This window comes from Flavobacterium sp. GW823-FHT06G12 (assembly GCF_058794775.1).
Window position 1 is genome coordinate 1,227,541 of record NZ_JBXAHE010000001.1, and the last position, 18,800, is coordinate 1,246,340.

The following is an 18,800-nucleotide window of genomic DNA, read 5'->3' on the forward strand; positions in this document are numbered from 1 at the left end:
CATTAAAATTATACTACTATGAAGAAATTATTATTACCTACCTCTATTGTTGGAAGTTTACCCAAACCTGCTTGGCTTGCACCACCCGAAAAACTTTGGTCACCATGGAAATTAGAAGGCGATCAGCTACTTGAAGGGAAACAAGATGCGTTGCGCATTTCTTTGCAGGAACAACAATTGGCAGATCTAGATATCATTTGTGACGGTGAGCAGACACGCCAGCATTTTGTAACGACTTTTATCGAGCATTTAAGTGGTGTAGATTTTGAAAATCGTAAAACAGTAAAGATCCGTAACCGTTATGACGCGAGTGTTCCAGTGGTGGTAGGTGAGGTTGCACGTCAAAAAGCAGTTTTTGTTGAAGATGCTAAATTTTTACGTAAACAGACTAATAAGCCTATAAAGTGGGCATTGCCAGGCCCGTTGACAATGGTAGATACTTTATATGACGACCATTATAAAAGCGGAGAAAAATTGGCGTGGGAATTTGCGAAAGCACTCAACGAAGAAGCAAGAGAACTTCAAGATGCAGGTGTAGATATTATCCAGTTTGATGAACCTGCATTTAATGTGTTTTTTGATGAAGTAAACGATTGGGGAATGGCAGCATTAGAAAGAGCCATTGAAGGTTTACACTGCCAAACTGCGGTTCATATTTGCTATGGTTATGGAATACAGGCAAATAACGATTGGAAAAAGACATTAGGTTCAGAGTGGCGACAATACGAAGAAATTTTTCCAAAAATTCAGAAATCTAAAATTGATGTGGTGTCACTAGAATGTCACAACTCCAATGTGCCTTTAGATTTAATGGAACTTGTTCGCGGTAAAAAAGTAATGGTTGGTGCCATTGATGTGGCAACCAATACTATTGAAACACCAGAAGAAGTGGCTAATACCCTGCGTAAAGCGCTTGAGTTTGTAGATGCAGAAAATCTTTACCCTTCTACAAACTGCGGTATGGCTCCGCTATCACGAAACGTGGCTAGAGGCAAGTTAAGTGCTTTAAGCGCAGGAGCAGAAATTATACGCAAAGAACTTGGGATTTAGTCTTAATATATTAATAAGAAAGTCCGTGTCTCCACGGAGAAATAATATTTAAAACACATTGAATAAATTATTAGAAGTACTAAAAAAAGCAGGTTTCGACAATTTCCTGTTAATGATAGCCACCATGATTCTGATGGCTTATTTTTTGCCAAAGCCAGGCATGGTCAAAGAACCTATTTCGCTGGAGGAGATTGCCAATGCAAGCGTTTCCTTGATTTTCTTATTTTATGGTATGCGACTGAGCGTTGAGAAACTAAAAGCTGGACTTTCTAACTGGAAAATGCACATTGTTGTCCAGTTGACCACCTTTTTATTTTTTCCGCTCCTTGTTTTGGCATTTCGCCCGTTGTTTGTCAATAACGGTTTCGAGCTGCTTTGGCTGGGTGTATTTTTTCTGGCAGCATTGCCGTCAACAGTTTCCTCTGCGGTGGTCATGGTTTCCATCGCCAAAGGAAACATTCCCGCGGCCATTTTCAATGCAAGCATTTCCAGTTTGATCGGAGTAGTGGTTACGCCGCTCTGGGTTGGGCTGTTTATAGCTTCCGCAACAGGCGATTTTGATGTTACTCAAATCGTCATAAAGTTGATTCTTCAAGTCTTAATGCCTGTCATCATTGGAATAAGCCTTAATTCCCGTTTCGGCGCCATTGCCGAAAAATACAAGAAACAGCTCAAATATTTTGATCAGGCAGTTATTCTAACGATTATTTATACGTCGTTTTGCAAGTCATTTTCCGAACATCTTTTTGAAGGTTTCACCGCCCTTGAACTTGCTGGACTCGCTGCAGGAATGATGGTGTTGTTTTTTGCCGTATTCTTTTGTGTCGGACTACTCAGCCGCCTGCTTGGTTTTTCAGAAGAAGACCGTATTACTGTCTTATTCTGCGGGTCTAAAAAGTCATTAGTACACGGCACCGTTATGTCAAAAGTACTTTTTCAGCACAGTACTATCACAGGTATCGTATTGTTACCGCTCATGCTTTATCATGCTTTGCAATTGATTGCTGCCAGCATCATTGCTCAGGGTATGGCTCGACGAAAAGAAGTATAAAATATTGCCTTGTAGATTTTTATACTGTGAAGATAACTGCTGCAGTATGTTATGTTTTTAATTTGTGAAAAACAAGATTTTTGTATTGTTTTTGGTTATATTTGAAGAATTTTATTCTGTATTCGAAATAAATTAAACCAAAATATTCTATGGAACAAATAGACGATATTGATCTTCAGTTATTAAATATACTACACGATAATTCTAAATACACTGTAAAAGAGCTTGCTAAAATGGTAAATCTTTCAGCATCGCCTGTTTTTGAGCGAATTAAAAGATTGGAGAACAGTGGCTATATTAAGAAATATATAGCCTTGTTGGATGCAGAAAAACTAAACAGAGGGTTTATTGTTTTTTGTAATATCAAACTTAAACAGCACGATCGTAATATCGGGAATCAGTTTGTTAGTGATATTATGAAAATAGAGGAAGTTGTAGAATGTTATAATATCTCAGGAGATTATGATTTTTTAATGAAAGTTTCTGCCAAAGACATGAAGCATTATCAGGATTTTGTATTTAATAAATTGGGATCAGTTGAAAGTATAGGGAGTACCCAAAGTACTTTTGTTATGTCGGAGATAAAAAATTTGTATGGATAGTTCCGCGTTCGAATATTCCAAAGAGTTTTTATAAAAAGCCTTACGAATATCTTCTAACTTCGCACTAGAAAATGATATTCTAAAACCAAAAAAGAGACTTTCAAAGTCTCTTTTTTTGATTAATATCTTTATTAATAATTATTTACCAATTAATTTCTCAAGCCTAGTTATCATTTCATCTTTCTCTTTCAACATACGTCCAAATAAAGCAATTTTTTCTTCGTGAGGTTTTTTGATTTCTTCAATTGGATTGTTGTTGAAAATTTCAATTTTCTGTTCCATAACAAATATCAATTTCCAAAGGTTTAAAGGCAAAGCCATTTTTTGAATTAAAACCTGTGTTTTAAAATAAAAAAAAATCCCATTTCGTTAAGAAATGGGATTTTAATTTTGTGACCTCTACGGGACAAATTACAATAAATTTTTTGGAAGATTTGAAGAGATTGGCGTACTACAGGTAGTGTCTGTCTTTCATTGGCTTTATAATTTTGGTTTAGATGTACCGTTGGGGATGGATGTAAAAAATATAAAAACTCAACTGATTCATAGCATGAAACTTATATATAAATTTACAAATTTTATTGAGGATTAAAAAAAATGTTTTATGTTAGGGTAGGATTGTCTTTCTTTGGCTCTATGAATTATTTTATGCGATTTAGGTTTTGTGGCATAAAAGTAATCCCTTTCAGAGCAACAGTTCCTTTAAAGTCAGGGTCGGGTTTGGGGATGCTATTCGTTTTTTCCTGCGCATAAATGAAAACCGAAAAAAAGAATGCTGTCAGAGAAATGATAACGTTTTTCATAAAAAAATCTTTTGGTTTGATTAATACTAAAACATAGGAGCGTAAATCAGCAAGGCGGTAGGTAGAAATCTTATGAAAGTTAATGGATTAGTTTTCCAAGACAAAGAAAATGTCCAGTACATTTGTTGCAAATTATAATTTGAAACCATTTTTTAGTACATGACAAAAAAGCAGCAAGCCATAATCGAAAATATGAGAGGCAACAAGACACTTCTCGAACCATTTATAAAAGGAGTTTAACTGCTTTTTAATATTGCGGCCGTTTCAGCGGCAATTTTCTGCACAAGAGCTAGCGTCACGGAATTACCTATCTGTTTGTAAAGGCTGCTTTTTGAAATTTCGGGAAAAATAAATTGGTCAACGGGAAATCCCTGCAGGGCAAAACATTCTCGGGGAGTCAGTTTTCGTATGCCGTAATAATCTTTTATTATCGGCACATTATGGCCGCCCGTGCCCATGTTTGCTGTTAGTGCGGGACAGACACTGTTTTTGTTTTCCCGGACATAAGTCCTGCGCCACTGATAAACCGCGGTATTTTGGGTGACATTTTTTTCAAGCTTGGTGTAGATAGAACTCTTGGCGGAGTAATAATAGCATTCTGGTTGTCTCTCTGTTTCCAGAAAATCCGCTACAGTTTTTGTCAAAGGTATTTTCTTTGGAAATTTAAATTTGGAGTGATTCGCTACCTGTAAAGGATCGAAACAGACGATGAAAATCCGTTCCCGATTCTGCGGTATATTGGAATGGGTCATTGTGTTGAGGACTTTATAAAATACCTTATAACCCAGATGCCCTTCAAGAATGTCGAGTATTGTTTTGAAGCTCCGTCCTTTGTCGTGTTTTAATAAATTTTTTACATTCTCAAGTACTACGGCTTTTGGCCTGTGTTTTTCAATTATTTTTTTTATTTCAAAAAATAGCCGACCTCTGCTGTCTGAGAATCCTTTCTGGAGTCCGGCAATTGAAAAAGCCTGGCAGGGAAATCCTGCACAGAGCACATCAAATTTAGCTGGAATGGAATCCTTAACGTCCTGCAGCATGATATCACCTAGAGGCATCTCACCGAAATTTGTAAAATATGTTGTTTTAGCCGCCTTGTCCCATTCGCTGGAATACACGCATCTTCCGCCAGCAGACTGCATTGCCATTCGGAAACCTCCAATGCCTGCAAATAGGTCTATAAAGGTAAAAGAGGTTTTCTCAGATGACGAAAAGGGAAAAGACTTTACCTCAATTGATTGTTTTGGTAAGGCATTATTTTTACCAGCGGAATTAGAGTATATCATATCTGCATTTTTTTCAACACTTCGTTGTCAATTATGAATTAGACGATGATTCAAACTTATTTTGTTTTATGGCTCAAACGATATGATGTCTTTAATTGTCTCTAATTTCCGCCATTTGGCGGCAATAGAGTTCGACCGCAAGAATTGCAGTAAATTTAATGGTAAATTTGAAAATAATGTATTGGATATTCTGCGGGCATCCTAAAGGAATAATTATTATAACCTGTTAAATGCAGCAAGCACTGCCGATACCTCGAGCAGAGAAATTTCTGTAGGCTGTTTAGTTAGACGAACTGCTTTGCAGGCAGCCGATGCCGCTCATTTGTTCTGGAAATTTTATTAACGCAGCTGACAGCGTAAAAAAGAACGAGAGCCAATTTATTTTTTTTATTTTTATTATTTTTATTGAATTGGCTGCACAAAGCATTTGAGCATAAGGGTTTCAACGAAAGTTAAAAATCATCAATCAGATCTAGTATGATAATTTTTTTTTTTAGTTAATTTTTTGCGATATGAAAACACCGGAAGAATTATATAGAGAGCTTCAATTAATGAGTCTGGGTTCAATGAGGAACTACACATGCATTCTTCTCACTGATACCTCCAACTATAAAGTTCATGGGACAGGTGTGTTTATACAGATTCAAGAGCATTATTTTCTTGTATCAGCCGCTCATGTTTTTGACAGGTACAGGGATTTATTTATTTTCTTATCGGAAGATTATGAAACGATCAGGCCAGGCGGGACAACTTTTTATATTGGTCCTGCAAATAGGGAGAGAGATGGAGTAGATGTGGCGGTCTTGAAACTCAATGATAATTGCGTCCAGCATATTTTAAGAAGATACAGTTTTGTCCAGGCAGATGATCTTGCAATCAACCACACATTCAAAGACGGGGAGTGCTACACTTTTCTTGGTTACCCTGCAACAAAGTCTAAAGTTTTGTACAAGACCGATATTTTTGATGCCACCACGTTTTTTCATTTTACTTCGCCGGCGAAACTCGACCAGTATTCTAATTTAAATCGAAATCCGGCAGTTAATGTAGTTGCCCACTATAATAAAAAATCTGCGTATAACAGCAGGAATGGTACCTTTGGAACTGGACCAGACCTTCACGGAATCAGCGGGTGCGGCTTGTGGTATACGGATCCTTCGCATTTGATTTCGGGAACTGTAAAGCCAAAATTAACTGCAATAATGACCGATTGGCCTGTCAAAAACCGATCTGTGATTATCGGGACCCGCATTGATGTTATAACCGGAATCATAAAGAAATATCTTGACGTCGATTTTCCCGAATCTTCGGTTGTAAGGGTACATTAAAATGTGGTGTAAAATATTGATTTTAGCAAAAATCTTTAGATTGATTGGCTCTCCAGAAATAAGAGAAATTGAGATATCAGGTAATTCTACCTGCGTTTTTTTCTGTTTTATTTTAATAAATTTGGCTGGCTGCATATTTTATTCTGCGCCGTCTAAACTTAAATAATGCTTTAATTATAATTTATAATAATGAAAGACTACTTTCAAAATGATGTGCCCATACTGCTAAAGCTGTCAGAGCATAAAGAACTGCTGGACGGCTTTCCCGGTGAAAGCGGAGATTCGCAGTTTGATGCGAGACTGATATATAACCAGAGAAGACCTGAAGAGGCGCAGCTGATTATTTATTATAAGCCCTCTGATCATCTGTACGAGAAATTCAGAGCACTTGCAGAAGCAGGAACCAGCATCCTGGACTTGGTAAATCCTGCATTATCGCCATATAAATGGGTGAACCCGGAGTTTTTTGAGTTTTCTGAAAGCTCTCTGATAGATTTTCATGGAACTAATTATTTCGATCATGACAAGAAATCCGTCATACTGGTTATTCGAAATTTCTGTCTTTTCCAGAATGGAAGGTATGCCGCTGACGCAAGATTCAGCCTGGCAGACAATGCCATTTCCCATCTCACAGGATATATCCAGTACGGCCAGCTTGGAACTTATGATTCAGATGACAAATTCATTGAACGGAACCATAACAGATGGACCAGGTTTGGTCCTGTCGAATTTATGCTTTCATTAAGCCATTCCTATAAACAGGGCGAACCAAAAAAGGATTTTGTAATAACCAGAGATGCACAGCTGGCTCTAAGGGATGACAGCGAAAAAGTTAAAGATCTGGAGCTGCTTTCCCTCGGAGAAGACTTATGCTTGCTGATGTCCCTGTACTGGGAGAAGAACATTGATTTTTTCAATGCCCTGCTCAGGGTGAATGATAGGGATAATTTTGGCACCAGAGAAGTCTTTAAGCTTTCCGGCGAAAACTTTGATTCCTCGCAGGAATTTCATTTGAAGGACAAATATCAGAATATTTACGATTTTGCAGATTCGGTAAATTTTGAGAAATTCCAAACTTTCAGGGAGCTTATACAGGAGGCTGTTCCCAGACTCGTAAGGATAAAGCACCTTGATGATATTTCAGCTTTCATGGTCCTTTACAACATCGTTGAAAAGTTCAGAAACTATTTCTTAAATGAGCCCTTGGACGGCAGTGCTTTCACTGTCAAGGAAGAATATGCTTTTACAGGATCAGAAAGCTCTATTAATAAGTTCATAAAAAAGAAGATAAAAGAAATCGGTGAAATAGTCGCGGACGCAGATAAACAGGAATTTGATTCTAAAGCTTTTGAGAAAGTATCCTTTATTAAAAAGACCGGCCTTATCGATCAGTTTGAGGGTTTTATAAAATATCTCCATCTGGATCCGGACGATTATGATGTGGAATTTGGCCAGCTTATTAAAGTCAGGAACCTGATTTATCATGGAAATCCGCCCGACAGGGATTTATCGCTCTGTAATAAGGAGCTTAAAGCGCTTGTCTATGATATCATACTTGCCATTATTGCCTGATACTTTTTAGCATTCCGCTTGTGATGCCTTGGGAGCTTATTTTAAATATCGGAGCAGCCAAAATGGACGGGAAAACGATTATTGACCATCAAAACCATTCGCCTGCGCTTTATGTCAGCAGAAAAAGAGACAATTATTGGTTAATTGTCTCTTTAATAAATGTCTAGATTTTTCAGCGAAAGAATATCGCCTAGTATGTTGTTATTTAGTTCCTTGCAACTGAGAATACCGGAAGGCTTTCAATCTGTATGGTCTGCGTTGGATATGCAAGCTCAATTCCTTTTTCTGTAAAGGCACTGAAAATTTCAAGATAGACGGCCTGCTGGGCGTCCATATAGAAATTGTAATCCGGGTCATCGACGTAGTAGACGAATTCAAAGTTAAGGCTGAAATCCCCAAAACCTGAAAAATGCCCCCTGTCATAGCTCAGTTTATCTTTCGAGGCTATTATTTCTCCAACAATACCGGGAATGTCCCTAAGCTGTCTGTTAGTGGTCTGGTAGGTGACACGGATTGCGAAAACAATCCTTCTTCTTTCCATCCGCTTGAAGTTGCGCAGCCTGGAGTTGGTCAGGTCTGTATTGGAACAGACAAGCTGTTCTCCGTTCAGGGTTCTGATTCGGGTGGTCTTAATCCCGATATATTCGATAACGCCGCTGTCTGTGCCCACCGTTACAAAATCTCCGATTTCAAATGGACGGTCAAAGAAGATGACAAAATAGCTGAAGAGATCTCCAAGCACGGTCTGTGCCGCAAGCGCGATAGCGATACCTCCGACACCCAGACCCGCTACAATGGTTGTCACATTGTAGCCCATATTATCAATCAGAAATACGGCGCCTAATAGCCAGATGATGATATTGACTATGGCGATAAGCCCGCCTGCCTGCTTTTCTTTGCTTTCGCTGTCCTGGTCGCGTTTGATAAAGGACAGCACGAATTTTTTGAAAGCGGCAATTATTATTTTGATTACAAAAAAAGTGATGGCAATCATATATGCCGTATGAAGAATATTTTTTGCCCTTAGGCCCAAGGCCAAAGTCTGCAGGGCAAAATAAACGGTGCTTATGTACAGCAGGGGAAGAATGTTCTTCTCAATGACTTCCATTGCGAATTCATCCCAGGATGTGGCGGTTGCAGCTGCCCATTTTTTGAGCCGCTTGAAAATGTACACTTTGAATATTTTTATAATCGCGAAAAGGACAATTATAATTATCAGTGCTGTGAGCCATTTATATATTGTGTTTCCCCAAAGTGGGGTGCTTAAAATCTCATTCATGATCTTTGATTTAATTGTGTTAAAGAAATGGATATATGCATGCAGTGCGCAGCGTAGTTATCTGTCTTGGCAGAAACTGCTCCAAATCGAAATCCAGCAGATATTTCTGCTATTGGATCCTGTATCCGATGCAGATTACAGTTTCGTCAGCATTTACAGCATCTGCATCTGTTTTGTAAAGTACGGTGCCCGACTCGGGCGCTCTGAGAGTTTTTTTCCTGTTGCCGAAAATATCGGTCAGATAGCCTATCTTCTGGCTTTCTTTGATTTTATCCTCTGGCTTAATGGAGCTGCAGAATATGCCCTGAAATGGAACCTTTATACAGGCCTTTCTGTTATACCTGGATTTCTTTGTGCGGGAAGGCTTTGTTGTGCCATTATTGTAGATTTCCAATTTTGCCATAATCCTGTAAAGCGCTTCTTCATCCGATGGCTGGCTGGAGGATCCCTGTTTTTCATATCCGCCTAATGTCATGCTCAATGAGGGAATTCCCAGCCTGACCGCCTGCTTCACGGCGCATTTTGAAGGCTCTCCTGATGAGAGCGGGTACGGATGGCTCAGGATGGTGCCGAGTCCGCTTGCTTCGCTCAGGCGGTACGCCAGCATTGTCTGCTGCATGAATTCCGCATTGTCGTAGTAGCACATAAAAGCTATCGGATCACTGCCGGAATAGCAGCCGTTCAGCTCCAGAAATACATCAGTTGCATCAAAGACATCAGTCGAAATAAAATCGGCGATCAATTCTGCCGCGGTTCTCTTGGCGCTGCCCGGAAAAGCATCGGAAAGATGGGACATTCGGATGTTGTCGGATTGGGAGCTGCGGCCGCTGTAGCGCTGCACATCAGCGTCGGGAATTATAATGAGGTTTCCCTTGAGCTTTTCAGGCATTATCTCACGGCGAAGCTGCAGCAGGGAAGCGGCGGCGGAAAATCCGCCTTCGCGGATTCCGGCGGCTAGGGTAAGGGTTGGACCTTTTTCACGCCCCCTGATTAGGGTCACGGGAAGATCAGCCCAGACCGAATCCGAGGATTTCAAACAGATGACCGTATCGGTTGTGGAAGCATCCTGTTTTTCGAGGTATCTCTTAAGCGCGTTTTTTTGTGACTGGGCGCTATGGACTGCCAAAAGCGATATAAAAGAAAGAATTAAATTTTTCATTGCATTAAATAATCGATGATTATTCCGGCTGAATACAGAATAGCCATACTGATTTGCAGACCGTCGGCGGGTCTGGTTTTAATTGGTTTAAACAGGTTTTCAGCTGTATTGGAAAGCGCAGCGGGAGTGCGGGCTGCCATAGTTTTACAGGGCATTTCAGACTCTTGAAGCCGAATGCTAAATAATGGGCTTTTCTCGTAAGCCGGCACTTTTTATATATGGTCTTGCAGCTGGATAGGTCGCTGTTTTACAGGCTGGCAATCGCAGGTGGCAGCAGAGAACATAAAAAACGGCCTTCTTTTACGATGTGATGAGCGTACTATCGATAGTTAAGCCAGCGAATCGGTAAATTTGAAACTGAATTTTGAGTCTAAAAGAAATGGAGTCTGTAGAGGGAGTTTTTTGAAGCGTCTGCAAATGCAGTGTTCAGCTTAAAATAGGCGGTGCTTTTGCTGTGAGGGAGCGATAGCGCTTCATCAGTAAATTTTTCTGATAGCGATTTTAATAGCGCAGGGGTTTTATGCTTTTCTTTTTTGTCCTGGGAAGAAGCGCTTATGCGGATTTTCTTTTTGCTATGGGGCGCATCTACGGCGCACTGGTGGGCTTTCCTGCCTGAAATATTCTGCATCTCGGCGCAATCGGCAAGCACGGAAGAGACGCTGTGGATTTCAACGCCGTAAAGCATTCGCATGGCAAGGAGCGCCATTATCAATATGCCTTTAAAATGCTTCATGCGTAAGGGGAAATGCTGATTTAATTGTTTGTTCCGGCCAAATATAACGCATTTTAAAGAAAATCAGCCGGCATAAAAACAAATATAGCAAAGATTTAACTTCGTCCATTTGTGCAGTAATGCCTATCCAATATTTAAATGCAGTGTCCGCAGCAGAGTGCAAAAATAATGCTGCGGACCGATAAAGGAAAATGCTTTTTCGTCCTTTTTCTATTCTATGGCTAAAATGGCGCGCTCTTCGGGTTTGCTTGACCACTGCACCTGCCAGACACGGCCGTCAAGCTGGTCCAGCAGAATTAAATTGTATATATTGGTGGTGGGGCTGAGGACAAATCTGCTGTTTTTTTCCTGATCGGGTGCGGCGAGCGCCTTGAGCGAAAGGGGAGACTCGAACCTGTTTTTTCCAGTGTCCCACTGGACCTGCCACATCTGTCCGTTTCGGGTGTTGAGTTTGATATAGGTCCACATATTGTTTGTGCTGTAAAGCCTGTATGCAGCATCGATGCAGGGAAATGCATTTGTGCCGGAAGAAGGCTGGTTCTGGGCGGATGCGCTTATAGCCATTGCGAAGAACAGAAGAGAAAATAAAGTTGTTTTCATAATTTTCAGATTAGTTAATCAGCGGTAAATTAATGTTTTATAAAAAAAAAACAAATAACGTGCCGAAATTTGAGTGATCTCCAAATGCAAGAGGCTCAGGTGCGCTTTACGGTCTGAGCCGATAATTAGCGGCAGTATCTGGCCTGGGGCGAGAAATGCTAAGAAAAAAAATGGTAAATTCGCCTTGCACTGCAGCATTCACTAGTGTATAAACTTGAAGAAAAACTGTAATGTCCAGTTTTAAATATTAACCTAAAAAACATCACATTGCCGACAAAAGATTATTTAAAGTTTTTATTGGAAGGGAAACATCTTATTGTAAATAAGAACGACCATTATAACACTGCCATGCTTGGGCAGATTTCGGAAATAGAGGAAAATGCAGTAAAATTTTTGTGGCACTCAATAGCTCCGGACGCCATGGCAAAAGGAACGGTCAGATATACAATAGAGGAGTTTGAGCAGCAGGTCGATCCGTTTTTAATTGTTGACAGGCGCCGTTCATTCGATTCGGGTCCATATCTTGATCTGCAGAAGAAGATCAGAAAAAATTGGCATATATTTATCAATACGCTGCATTTCTCTGACCAGTACCGATTAAAGACCGCTGACTGCATCAATGTATTGGTTAAAGAACTAGGGGTTTCCGTGTCGGATGCAGAGGGAATAATTAAATCGCATATCGCACTCAATTCATTAAGATATGTCAAATTGAAGAGGGATGAGTATATTGCTTTGAGTCCCGACAGGATCGAACTAGAAAACAAGAAAAGATATCTTTCCTCCATCTCAAATGAAATAAAGAGCCAGAGCGACAGGATCAATTATGTAATAAGCCACGGACAGACTGTTGGAAATTATAGAGAGCAGCTTTTTATTTCCGTACTTCGAAAATATGTGCCAAAAAAGTTTCATGTGGCTACAGGATTCATCGAGGGCAGCAGCAAGCAGATCGATATCATAATTTACGACCAGCATAATTATATTCCGGTTTTTAGAGAGGATGATCTGGTCGTGGTCAAAAAGGAGGCCGTGATTGCCGTAATCGAAATTAAGACGACCCTTGATTCCGGTACACTGGCAGATTCGCTGGAGGGAATAGATAAAATATTCGACTCAGGTATGAGCTCCGTACCTTTCTTTAAAGGCATATTTGCATTTAACACTGATTTGACAAATAAATCGGCGGCTGTAACTATAGGCAATTTCTACAAAAAAAATGAAATCGCTGCTATCCATCATCATCTGGATGTGGTGTGCGTTCCCAATGCAGTTTGCGCGTATATTGATTACAGCGGGATCGATGCAGAGCAGTGTTCTTCTCCAGTATTATATACAGTTGAAGATACAAAAGGATTCAGCGTTGGGGAATCTTTTTTCCTCCAAAGGCTTTTTGCCTTTCTTGAAGTTGAGAATTCGGCAAAAAAAATCAACGGATTATACTTTAGCGAACTTCGCGAGACCGCGGAGTCATCTCCATACGGAAGGCTGACGGAGGAGAATTGGCTGCCGTACAAGACTTTTTTTACAGAAGACAGGAGCACCGCTCATCTGGATCTCGATGACAGTGAAATAATGGAGATCCAAATCAAAAACGTTAAAGAGCGCATCAGAGATGTCAGGAAATGGATGGAAGGAGCCGTTGACAGGGAGTATTTGATTGAAAAATATAATAACATTGCTTACTAGCTTTGCAGGCGTATTGTGGGAACTACTGCACTTAAAAGGCAGTTTAATCTCCTAAGAAGTTTATTTTAAATCAATTAAGCAGTATGAGTTTAAAGTTTAGAAGAGCAGAAGCGCACGATCTGCCCGAAATCATCAGGCTACTGGCGGATGATGCCCTTGGCCAGAACAGGGAGGACTACCAGATCCCCCTACCTGAAGCTTACTTAAGCGCGTTTGAAAATATATGCGCTGATTCCTCGCAGGAGCTGGTCGCCGTCACTAATAAGGCTGGAGATCTGGTCGGAACCATGCAGCTGAGCTATATCCAGTATCTTACCTATCAGGGCGGAGTAAGGGCGCAGATAGAGGCGGTCAGGATAAGGAGGGAAGACCGAGGAAAGGGATTCGGAAAGCTTATGTTCGAGTGGGCCATAAAGCGTTCAAAGCAGAAAGGGGCACATGTGGTCCAGCTGACCACAGACAAGAAAAGGCCAGAGGCTTTGAAGTTTTACGAGAGCCTGGGCTTTATGCCGACACATGAGGGAATGAAGCTTCATATATAAATATTGCATTGCCGGCATGAAGGCAATTATGTCTTCATTAAGCGGAAGAAAAGAAGAAAAGCAATTTTTTTTTACCTAATCTGTCGAAAATTCAGAATGTCTACAATATTGGGTTGTTACTTTGCGTAACATAAAATTATGAAGGAATTAATCCTTGCCTTGCAATCTATATATACGGCAGCGGGTAAGTTTTTAGTTTGCTTACAATGAGTATTTTACAGTGTAGCGGGTCACTTTGCAATCGGATTGCATAAACTATTTTATACATTTGTCCCATGAGATGGAAAACAACAATATTATTACTTTACATTCTAGGGCTGCTTGCAGTTCCATGCAGTGATGTATACAATAGCTGTATTTCCTCTAAAACTGCGCAGAAGGAGCTGTCGCATAATCACAGCAGTGATAATGACGACCACTGCTCGCCATTCTGCCAGTGTTCGTGCTGCAGTGTTTCGGTAATAAAGTTCAGCTTTAAGATGCCGGACTTTAATCTTCCCCAGCAGCCTATCAGTTCAAGGAATACTTTCCTAAAAGAATGCCAGGTAAATTCAAGCTATACCGGCAGCATCTGGCAGCCGCCTAAATTTTCCGTTTAGATTTTTTCGTAGTGCGCATACCGCGTAAAGTGATTTCCGGCAGGCATCTAATGTCCTGCAGGGATTGACAGTGCTTTTCCGTAACCATTCGGAATGCCCGTGCGCACTTCATACTTTCCCCATACAGCTATGGGTGAACAGTCTATTTTCTAAACGTTAAAATTAAATGCATAGTGTTAGATAGTATAATTAAATTCAGTATTAAAAACAAAATCATTATTGGCCTAATGACTTTGGTCCTCATATTATGGGGCTCATGGAGCGCAACCAAACTGCCCATAGATGCCGTTCCTGACATCACAAACAATCAGGTTCAGATTTTCACAAGCTGTCCTACGCTTGCAGGCCAGGAGGTTGAGCAGCTGGTGACATTTCCAATTGAGCAGAGCATTGCCACTGTTCCAAAAATCCAGGAAATCAGAAGCATATCAAGATTCGGGCTTTCGGTAATTACCGTTGTGTTCGATGATGAAACGGATATCTACTTTGCCAGACAGCTTATCAGCGAAAGATTAAAGGAGGCAACCGACAGAATCCCCCAGGGGATAGGAACTCCGGAAATGGCTCCCGTGAGCACGGGTCTGGGCGAGGTGTACCAGTATATAATCCATCCTAAAAAAGGAAGCAAGAATAAGTATAATGCCAAAGACCTGCGCACGATGCAGGACTGGATTGTGGCAAGACAGCTCTACGGAACACCCGGCATTGCAGAGGTAAACAGTTTCGGCGGCGAGCTGAAGCAGTACGAGGTTGCCGTTAACCCGGAAAGGCTCCGCGCCATGGGGGTAAGCATCCCGGACATCTTTACGGCACTTCAGAAAAACAACCAGAATACCGGAGGAGCATATATCGATAAAAAACCAAATGCCTACTTTATCAGAGGCATAGGTCTTGTGACTTCGTTGGACGACGTCAAAAAGATCGTGGTTAAAAATACAGGAGCCGCTCCGATCTATGTGAGCGATGTTGCCGAAGTGAGATTCGGAAAAGCTGTGCGCTACGGTGCCCTGACCTATAATGGGGAGGTTGATGCCGTTGGGGGCGTTGTGATGATGCTGAAGGGAGAAAACAGCAATGAGGTGGTGAAACGCATCAAAGAGAAACTGCCTACGATCCAGAAATCGCTTCCTGCCGATATTGTAATCGAGCCGTATCTTGACCGTACGGATCTTGTGGGCCGTGCGATCAGCACCGTTGAGAAGAACCTTGTTGAGGGAGCCCTGATCGTAATTTTTGTACTGGTTTTATTCCTTGGAAATTTCCGTGCCGGGCTTATCGTGGCATCTGCCATCCCTCTGGCCATGCTTTTTGCTCTCGGGCTTATGAATGTATTCGGGGTGAGCGCCAATCTGATGTCGCTTGGAGCAATTGATTTTGGTCTGATTGTCGACGGTGCGGTCATCGTTGTGGAAGCTACGCTGCATCATCTGGCCATGCGCAAGTCGCTGAACAGCCTGACGCAGGAGGAGATGGACGACGAAGTTTTCGAGTCGGCATCCAAAATACGTACAAGCGCGGCCTTTGGAGAAATTATCATTTTAATTGTATATATCCCGATTCTTACCCTTGTGGGCGTTGAGGGGAAAATGTTCCGTCCGATGGCACAGACCGTAGGATTCGCAATCTTTGGAGCCCTGATATTGTCTCTGACCTACATCCCGATGATGTGCGCGCTGTTCTTGTCTAAAAAGCCGCAGCACAAGGAGACCTTCAGCGATAAGATGATGAACAGAATCCAGAATATCTACCAGCCGCTGCTTGCCAAAGTAATTGAAATTAAATATGTTATTGTTGGAGCAACTGGCGTTGTATTCCTTGCCGCTATATTCTGCTTTACAAGAATGGGAGGAGAGTTCATCCCGCAGCTGCAGGAAGGGGATTATGCATTCCACTGCATCCTGCCGCAGGGAAGTTCGCTGAACCAGAGCATCGAGACCTCAATGCAGGCTTCTAGGATCATCAAGCAGTTTGACGAAGTCAAAATGGTGGTCGGAAAAACCGGTGCTGCAGAGGTTCCCACAGACCCGATGCCACCTGAGGCTACCGATCTGATGGTTGTGCTAAAACCTCAGAAAGAATGGAAATCGGGCAGGAATTATGCCGAACTAGCAGATGCGATAATGGAAAAGCTTGAAGTGATTCCCGGGGTTTTCTTTGAGAAGAACCAGCCGATCCAGATGCGTTTCAACGAGCTTATGACCGGTATCAGGCAGGATGTTGCCGTAAAGATATTCGGGGAGAATCTCGATACGCTTTCACAGTATGCCAAGGAGGTCGGACAGGTTATCCAGAGCGTCCCGGGAGCAACCTCGCCGCAGATTGAAAGGGTGAGCGGCCTTCCGCAGATCAATATAGAATATGACAGGACCAGAATTGCCAATTACGGGCTTACCATCGAAGATGTAAATGACGTTGTCAGCACCGCATTTGCAGGAAAAAGCACCGGACAGGTTTATGAAAACGAAAGACGTTTCGACCTTGTTGTGCGTCTTGACAGCGTGCACAGAAGCAGCATAGACGATGTCAGCAACCTTATGATTCCAACCAACACGGGAGTCCAGGTGCCTTTGTCGCAGGTTGCTAAAATCGACTATAAACTTGGGCCTGCACAGATCAGCAGGGAAGCCGGCAAGAGAAGGATTGTGATCGGATTCAATGTCAAGGGCCGAGATGTGCAGAGCGTAGTGCAGGACATCCAGAAAAAGCTTTCTGAAAAAGTGCAGCTGCCTCCGGGGTATTACTTTACCTATGGAGGACAGTTCGAGAACCTTCAGGCGGCCAGCGCAAGGCTTATGATTGCGGTGCCGGTGTCGCTTCTATTGATTTTTGGGCTGCTTTATTTCACATTCCGTTCATTTAAGCAGGCTATGCTGATCTTTACTGCAATACCTATGAGTGCAATTGGGGGGATTTTTGCCCTAATGCTCAGAGGGATGCCGTTCAGCATCAGTGCCGGAATCGGGTTTATTGCATTGTTCGGGGTGGCGGTTCTGAATGGAATCGTGCTTATCGGAACATTCAACCAGCTTGAAAAAGAGGGTATGAGCAACATTTTTGAAAGGGTAAAAGAGGGCACCATCACAAGGCTTCGTCCCGTGCTTATGACCGCTATGGTGGCATCGCTGGGATTCCTGCCGATGGCTATCAGCAGCAGCGCCGGAGCAGAGGTGCAGAAGCCGCTTGCCACCGTTGTAATCGGAGGTCTGGTAACTGCCACGTTCCTAACGCTTTTTGTCCTTCCCCTTCTTTATATCATTTTTAATACAAAGTTTGACTTTAAAGGAAAATTTAAATTGAGAAACACAACTGCCATTATTATATTGTTTATCGCGGGTCTCGGCTCTGCAAATGCGCAGCAGAGAATCCCGATTGAGAGGGCTGTCGAAACCGCACTGCAGAGCAACCAGCAGCTGGACATCAATAAATCTGAAATCCAGGCTGCCGGGCTGAATGTAAAAACGGCCGTTGATATCCCTAAAACAGGCGTTTTCGCTGAGAATGAGGATTTGAGGCCGTCGGACAGGACAGGGATTCTGAAAATCGGAATCTCACAGAGTTTTGCGTGGCCGGGCCTATATGCAGCCAGAAAAAGCTATTTCAAGAACCAGCTGCAGTACAGCCAGCTTAATACAGCGCTTTTGAACGCAACGATCAAAAGGGATGTGCGCACTGCCTATTACAAGCTCTGGTACCTTCAGGACAAACAGCTGCTGTACAAGCGTCTGGACAGCATCTATACGCAGCTTTCCAAAACTGCCGAGGTGCGTCTTAAGGCCGGTGATGTGGCGCAGCTGGACAAGATTGCGGCCGAGGCCAAACTTCTGGAACTAAAGGCCTTTTCGGACCAGAACAGGAAAGACATGAGCGTGCAGCAGCAGCAGCTGATGATGCTCATGAACCTGAACGAATGGCTGCTTCCGGTGGAAGCTCCGCTGGGCAAAGCGGAAGTCAGCTTGTCTGAGGGCGGGGGACTGCATCCTCTGCTTACCCTTCAGGAGCAGAATGTGAAGATTGCCTCGTCAAATATTTCGGTAATCAGAAACAGCAACATGCCTGAGCTGTCGGGAAGAGTCTTCAGCCAGAGGCTTTATGGGCTGGATGATCCATATACGGGATTTTCGGCCACTGCATCATTTCCGCTTTTCGGAGCCGTATCTGCCCATAACAAGGTAAAGGCGGCAAAGGCGGAAAAGGAAGTGCAGGAAAAGAATCTTGCCTACCAGACCCAGCTTCTGGCTACGCAGAAGAATTCTTCTGCCGCAGAGATTGAAAAAAACCTGTCGTTGCTTAATTTCTATGAGACTTCAGGGCTTAAGCAGGCAGAGGACATCATCAAAGCTTCGACACTGAGCTACCGCTCGGGGGAGATCAGTTTTGCCGAGCTTGGTCAGTTTCTGACCCAGGCAGTGGGAATCCGCCAGAATTATCTTGATGTATTGAACCAGTATAACCTTTCTGCAGTGCAGTTTGACTATTTCAACAATAAATAAATAATATAACAGCCTGT

The 18,800-nt window shown here is 42.2% G+C and carries 15 protein-coding genes and 1 pseudogene; 9 read left to right on the forward strand and 7 right to left on the reverse strand.

Annotated features, from left to right (window positions below; all coding sequences use genetic code 11):
- Positions 1 to 18: 18 nt before the first annotated feature.
- From AC1Q5Z_RS05225 to AC1Q5Z_RS05235, 3 genes are all read left to right on the forward strand, one after another.
- Complete coding sequence (locus tag AC1Q5Z_RS05225) at positions 19 to 1,050, forward strand: methionine synthase (RefSeq protein WP_492444002.1); 1,032 nt, start codon at positions 19 to 21, stop codon at positions 1,048 to 1,050.
- 58 nt (positions 1,051 to 1,108) lie between these two features.
- A complete protein-coding gene (locus AC1Q5Z_RS05230; protein WP_492444003.1) occupies positions 1,109 to 2,101 on the forward strand; it encodes a bile acid:sodium symporter family protein in 993 nt (330 codons plus the stop codon).
- Between the two features lie 149 nt (positions 2,102 to 2,250).
- Positions 2,251 to 2,703, forward strand: a complete 453-nt coding sequence (locus tag AC1Q5Z_RS05235) for an Lrp/AsnC family transcriptional regulator (RefSeq protein WP_095929232.1) — start codon at positions 2,251 to 2,253, stop codon at positions 2,701 to 2,703.
- A gap of 138 nt (positions 2,704 to 2,841) precedes the next feature.
- Here the strand turns inward: AC1Q5Z_RS05235 and AC1Q5Z_RS05240 are convergent.
- The 3 genes and pseudogenes from AC1Q5Z_RS05240 to dcm all read right to left on the reverse strand — a co-directional run.
- Positions 2,842 to 2,961, reverse strand: a pseudogene (locus AC1Q5Z_RS05240) (XRE family transcriptional regulator); the annotation flags it as partial.
- 383 nt (positions 2,962 to 3,344) lie between these two features.
- On the reverse strand, positions 3,345 to 3,506 hold the full coding sequence (locus tag AC1Q5Z_RS05245; RefSeq protein WP_492444004.1) for a hypothetical protein: 162 nt from the start codon (positions 3,504 to 3,506) through the stop codon (positions 3,345 to 3,347).
- A gap of 236 nt (positions 3,507 to 3,742) precedes the next feature.
- The gene (gene dcm / locus AC1Q5Z_RS05250) at positions 3,743 to 4,792 is read right to left on the reverse strand and encodes a DNA (cytosine-5-)-methyltransferase (RefSeq protein ID WP_492444005.1); all 1,050 of its coding nucleotides are present in this window, start codon (positions 4,790 to 4,792) and stop codon (positions 3,743 to 3,745) included.
- Between the two features lie 512 nt (positions 4,793 to 5,304).
- Here dcm and AC1Q5Z_RS05255 point away from each other — a divergent pair.
- Entirely contained in the window at positions 5,305 to 6,120 is an 816-nt protein-coding gene (locus AC1Q5Z_RS05255; RefSeq protein ID WP_129022522.1) for a hypothetical protein, read from the forward strand.
- A 189-nt stretch (positions 6,121 to 6,309) separates the two neighbouring features.
- A complete protein-coding gene (locus AC1Q5Z_RS05260) occupies positions 6,310 to 7,692 on the forward strand; it encodes a hypothetical protein (protein WP_395425564.1) in 1,383 nt (460 codons plus the stop codon).
- 205 nt (positions 7,693 to 7,897) lie between these two features.
- Here the strand turns inward: AC1Q5Z_RS05260 and AC1Q5Z_RS05265 are convergent, their stop codons facing one another.
- From AC1Q5Z_RS05265 to AC1Q5Z_RS05280, 4 genes are all read right to left on the reverse strand, one after another.
- Positions 7,898 to 8,971, reverse strand: a complete 1,074-nt coding sequence (locus AC1Q5Z_RS05265; protein ID WP_395425563.1) for a mechanosensitive ion channel family protein — start codon at positions 8,969 to 8,971, stop codon at positions 7,898 to 7,900.
- Between the two features lie 109 nt (positions 8,972 to 9,080).
- Complete coding sequence (locus AC1Q5Z_RS05270) at positions 9,081 to 10,130, reverse strand: succinylglutamate desuccinylase/aspartoacylase family protein (protein WP_395425562.1); 1,050 nt, start codon at positions 10,128 to 10,130, stop codon at positions 9,081 to 9,083.
- A 370-nt stretch (positions 10,131 to 10,500) separates the two neighbouring features.
- Positions 10,501 to 10,836 (reverse strand): hypothetical protein, encoded by a 336-nt coding sequence (locus tag AC1Q5Z_RS05275; protein ID WP_492444006.1) that lies wholly within the window; start codon positions 10,834 to 10,836, stop codon positions 10,501 to 10,503.
- A gap of 237 nt (positions 10,837 to 11,073) precedes the next feature.
- Complete coding sequence (locus tag AC1Q5Z_RS05280; RefSeq protein WP_041515723.1) at positions 11,074 to 11,463, reverse strand: hypothetical protein; 390 nt, start codon at positions 11,461 to 11,463, stop codon at positions 11,074 to 11,076.
- 267 nt (positions 11,464 to 11,730) lie between these two features.
- On the opposite strand from AC1Q5Z_RS05280, the gene AC1Q5Z_RS05285 reads away from it, so the two are divergent.
- The 4 genes from AC1Q5Z_RS05285 to AC1Q5Z_RS05300 all read left to right on the forward strand — a co-directional run bounded on the left by AC1Q5Z_RS05285 (position 11,731) and on the right by AC1Q5Z_RS05300 (position 18,783).
- Positions 11,731 to 13,152: a DUF6602 domain-containing protein gene (locus tag AC1Q5Z_RS05285; protein ID WP_052480037.1), complete on the forward strand. Its 1,422-nt coding sequence runs from the start codon at positions 11,731 to 11,733 to the stop codon at positions 13,150 to 13,152.
- 83 nt (positions 13,153 to 13,235) lie between these two features.
- Entirely contained in the window at positions 13,236 to 13,694 is a 459-nt protein-coding gene (locus AC1Q5Z_RS05290) for a GNAT family N-acetyltransferase (RefSeq protein ID WP_041515724.1), read from the forward strand.
- A 275-nt stretch (positions 13,695 to 13,969) separates the two neighbouring features.
- Complete coding sequence (locus AC1Q5Z_RS05295) at positions 13,970 to 14,293, forward strand: DUF6660 family protein (protein WP_368656264.1); 324 nt, start codon at positions 13,970 to 13,972, stop codon at positions 14,291 to 14,293.
- A 173-nt stretch (positions 14,294 to 14,466) separates the two neighbouring features.
- A complete protein-coding gene (locus AC1Q5Z_RS05300) occupies positions 14,467 to 18,783 on the forward strand; it encodes a CusA/CzcA family heavy metal efflux RND transporter (protein ID WP_041515725.1) in 4,317 nt (1,438 codons plus the stop codon).
- Positions 18,784 to 18,800: the final 17 nt, after the last annotated feature.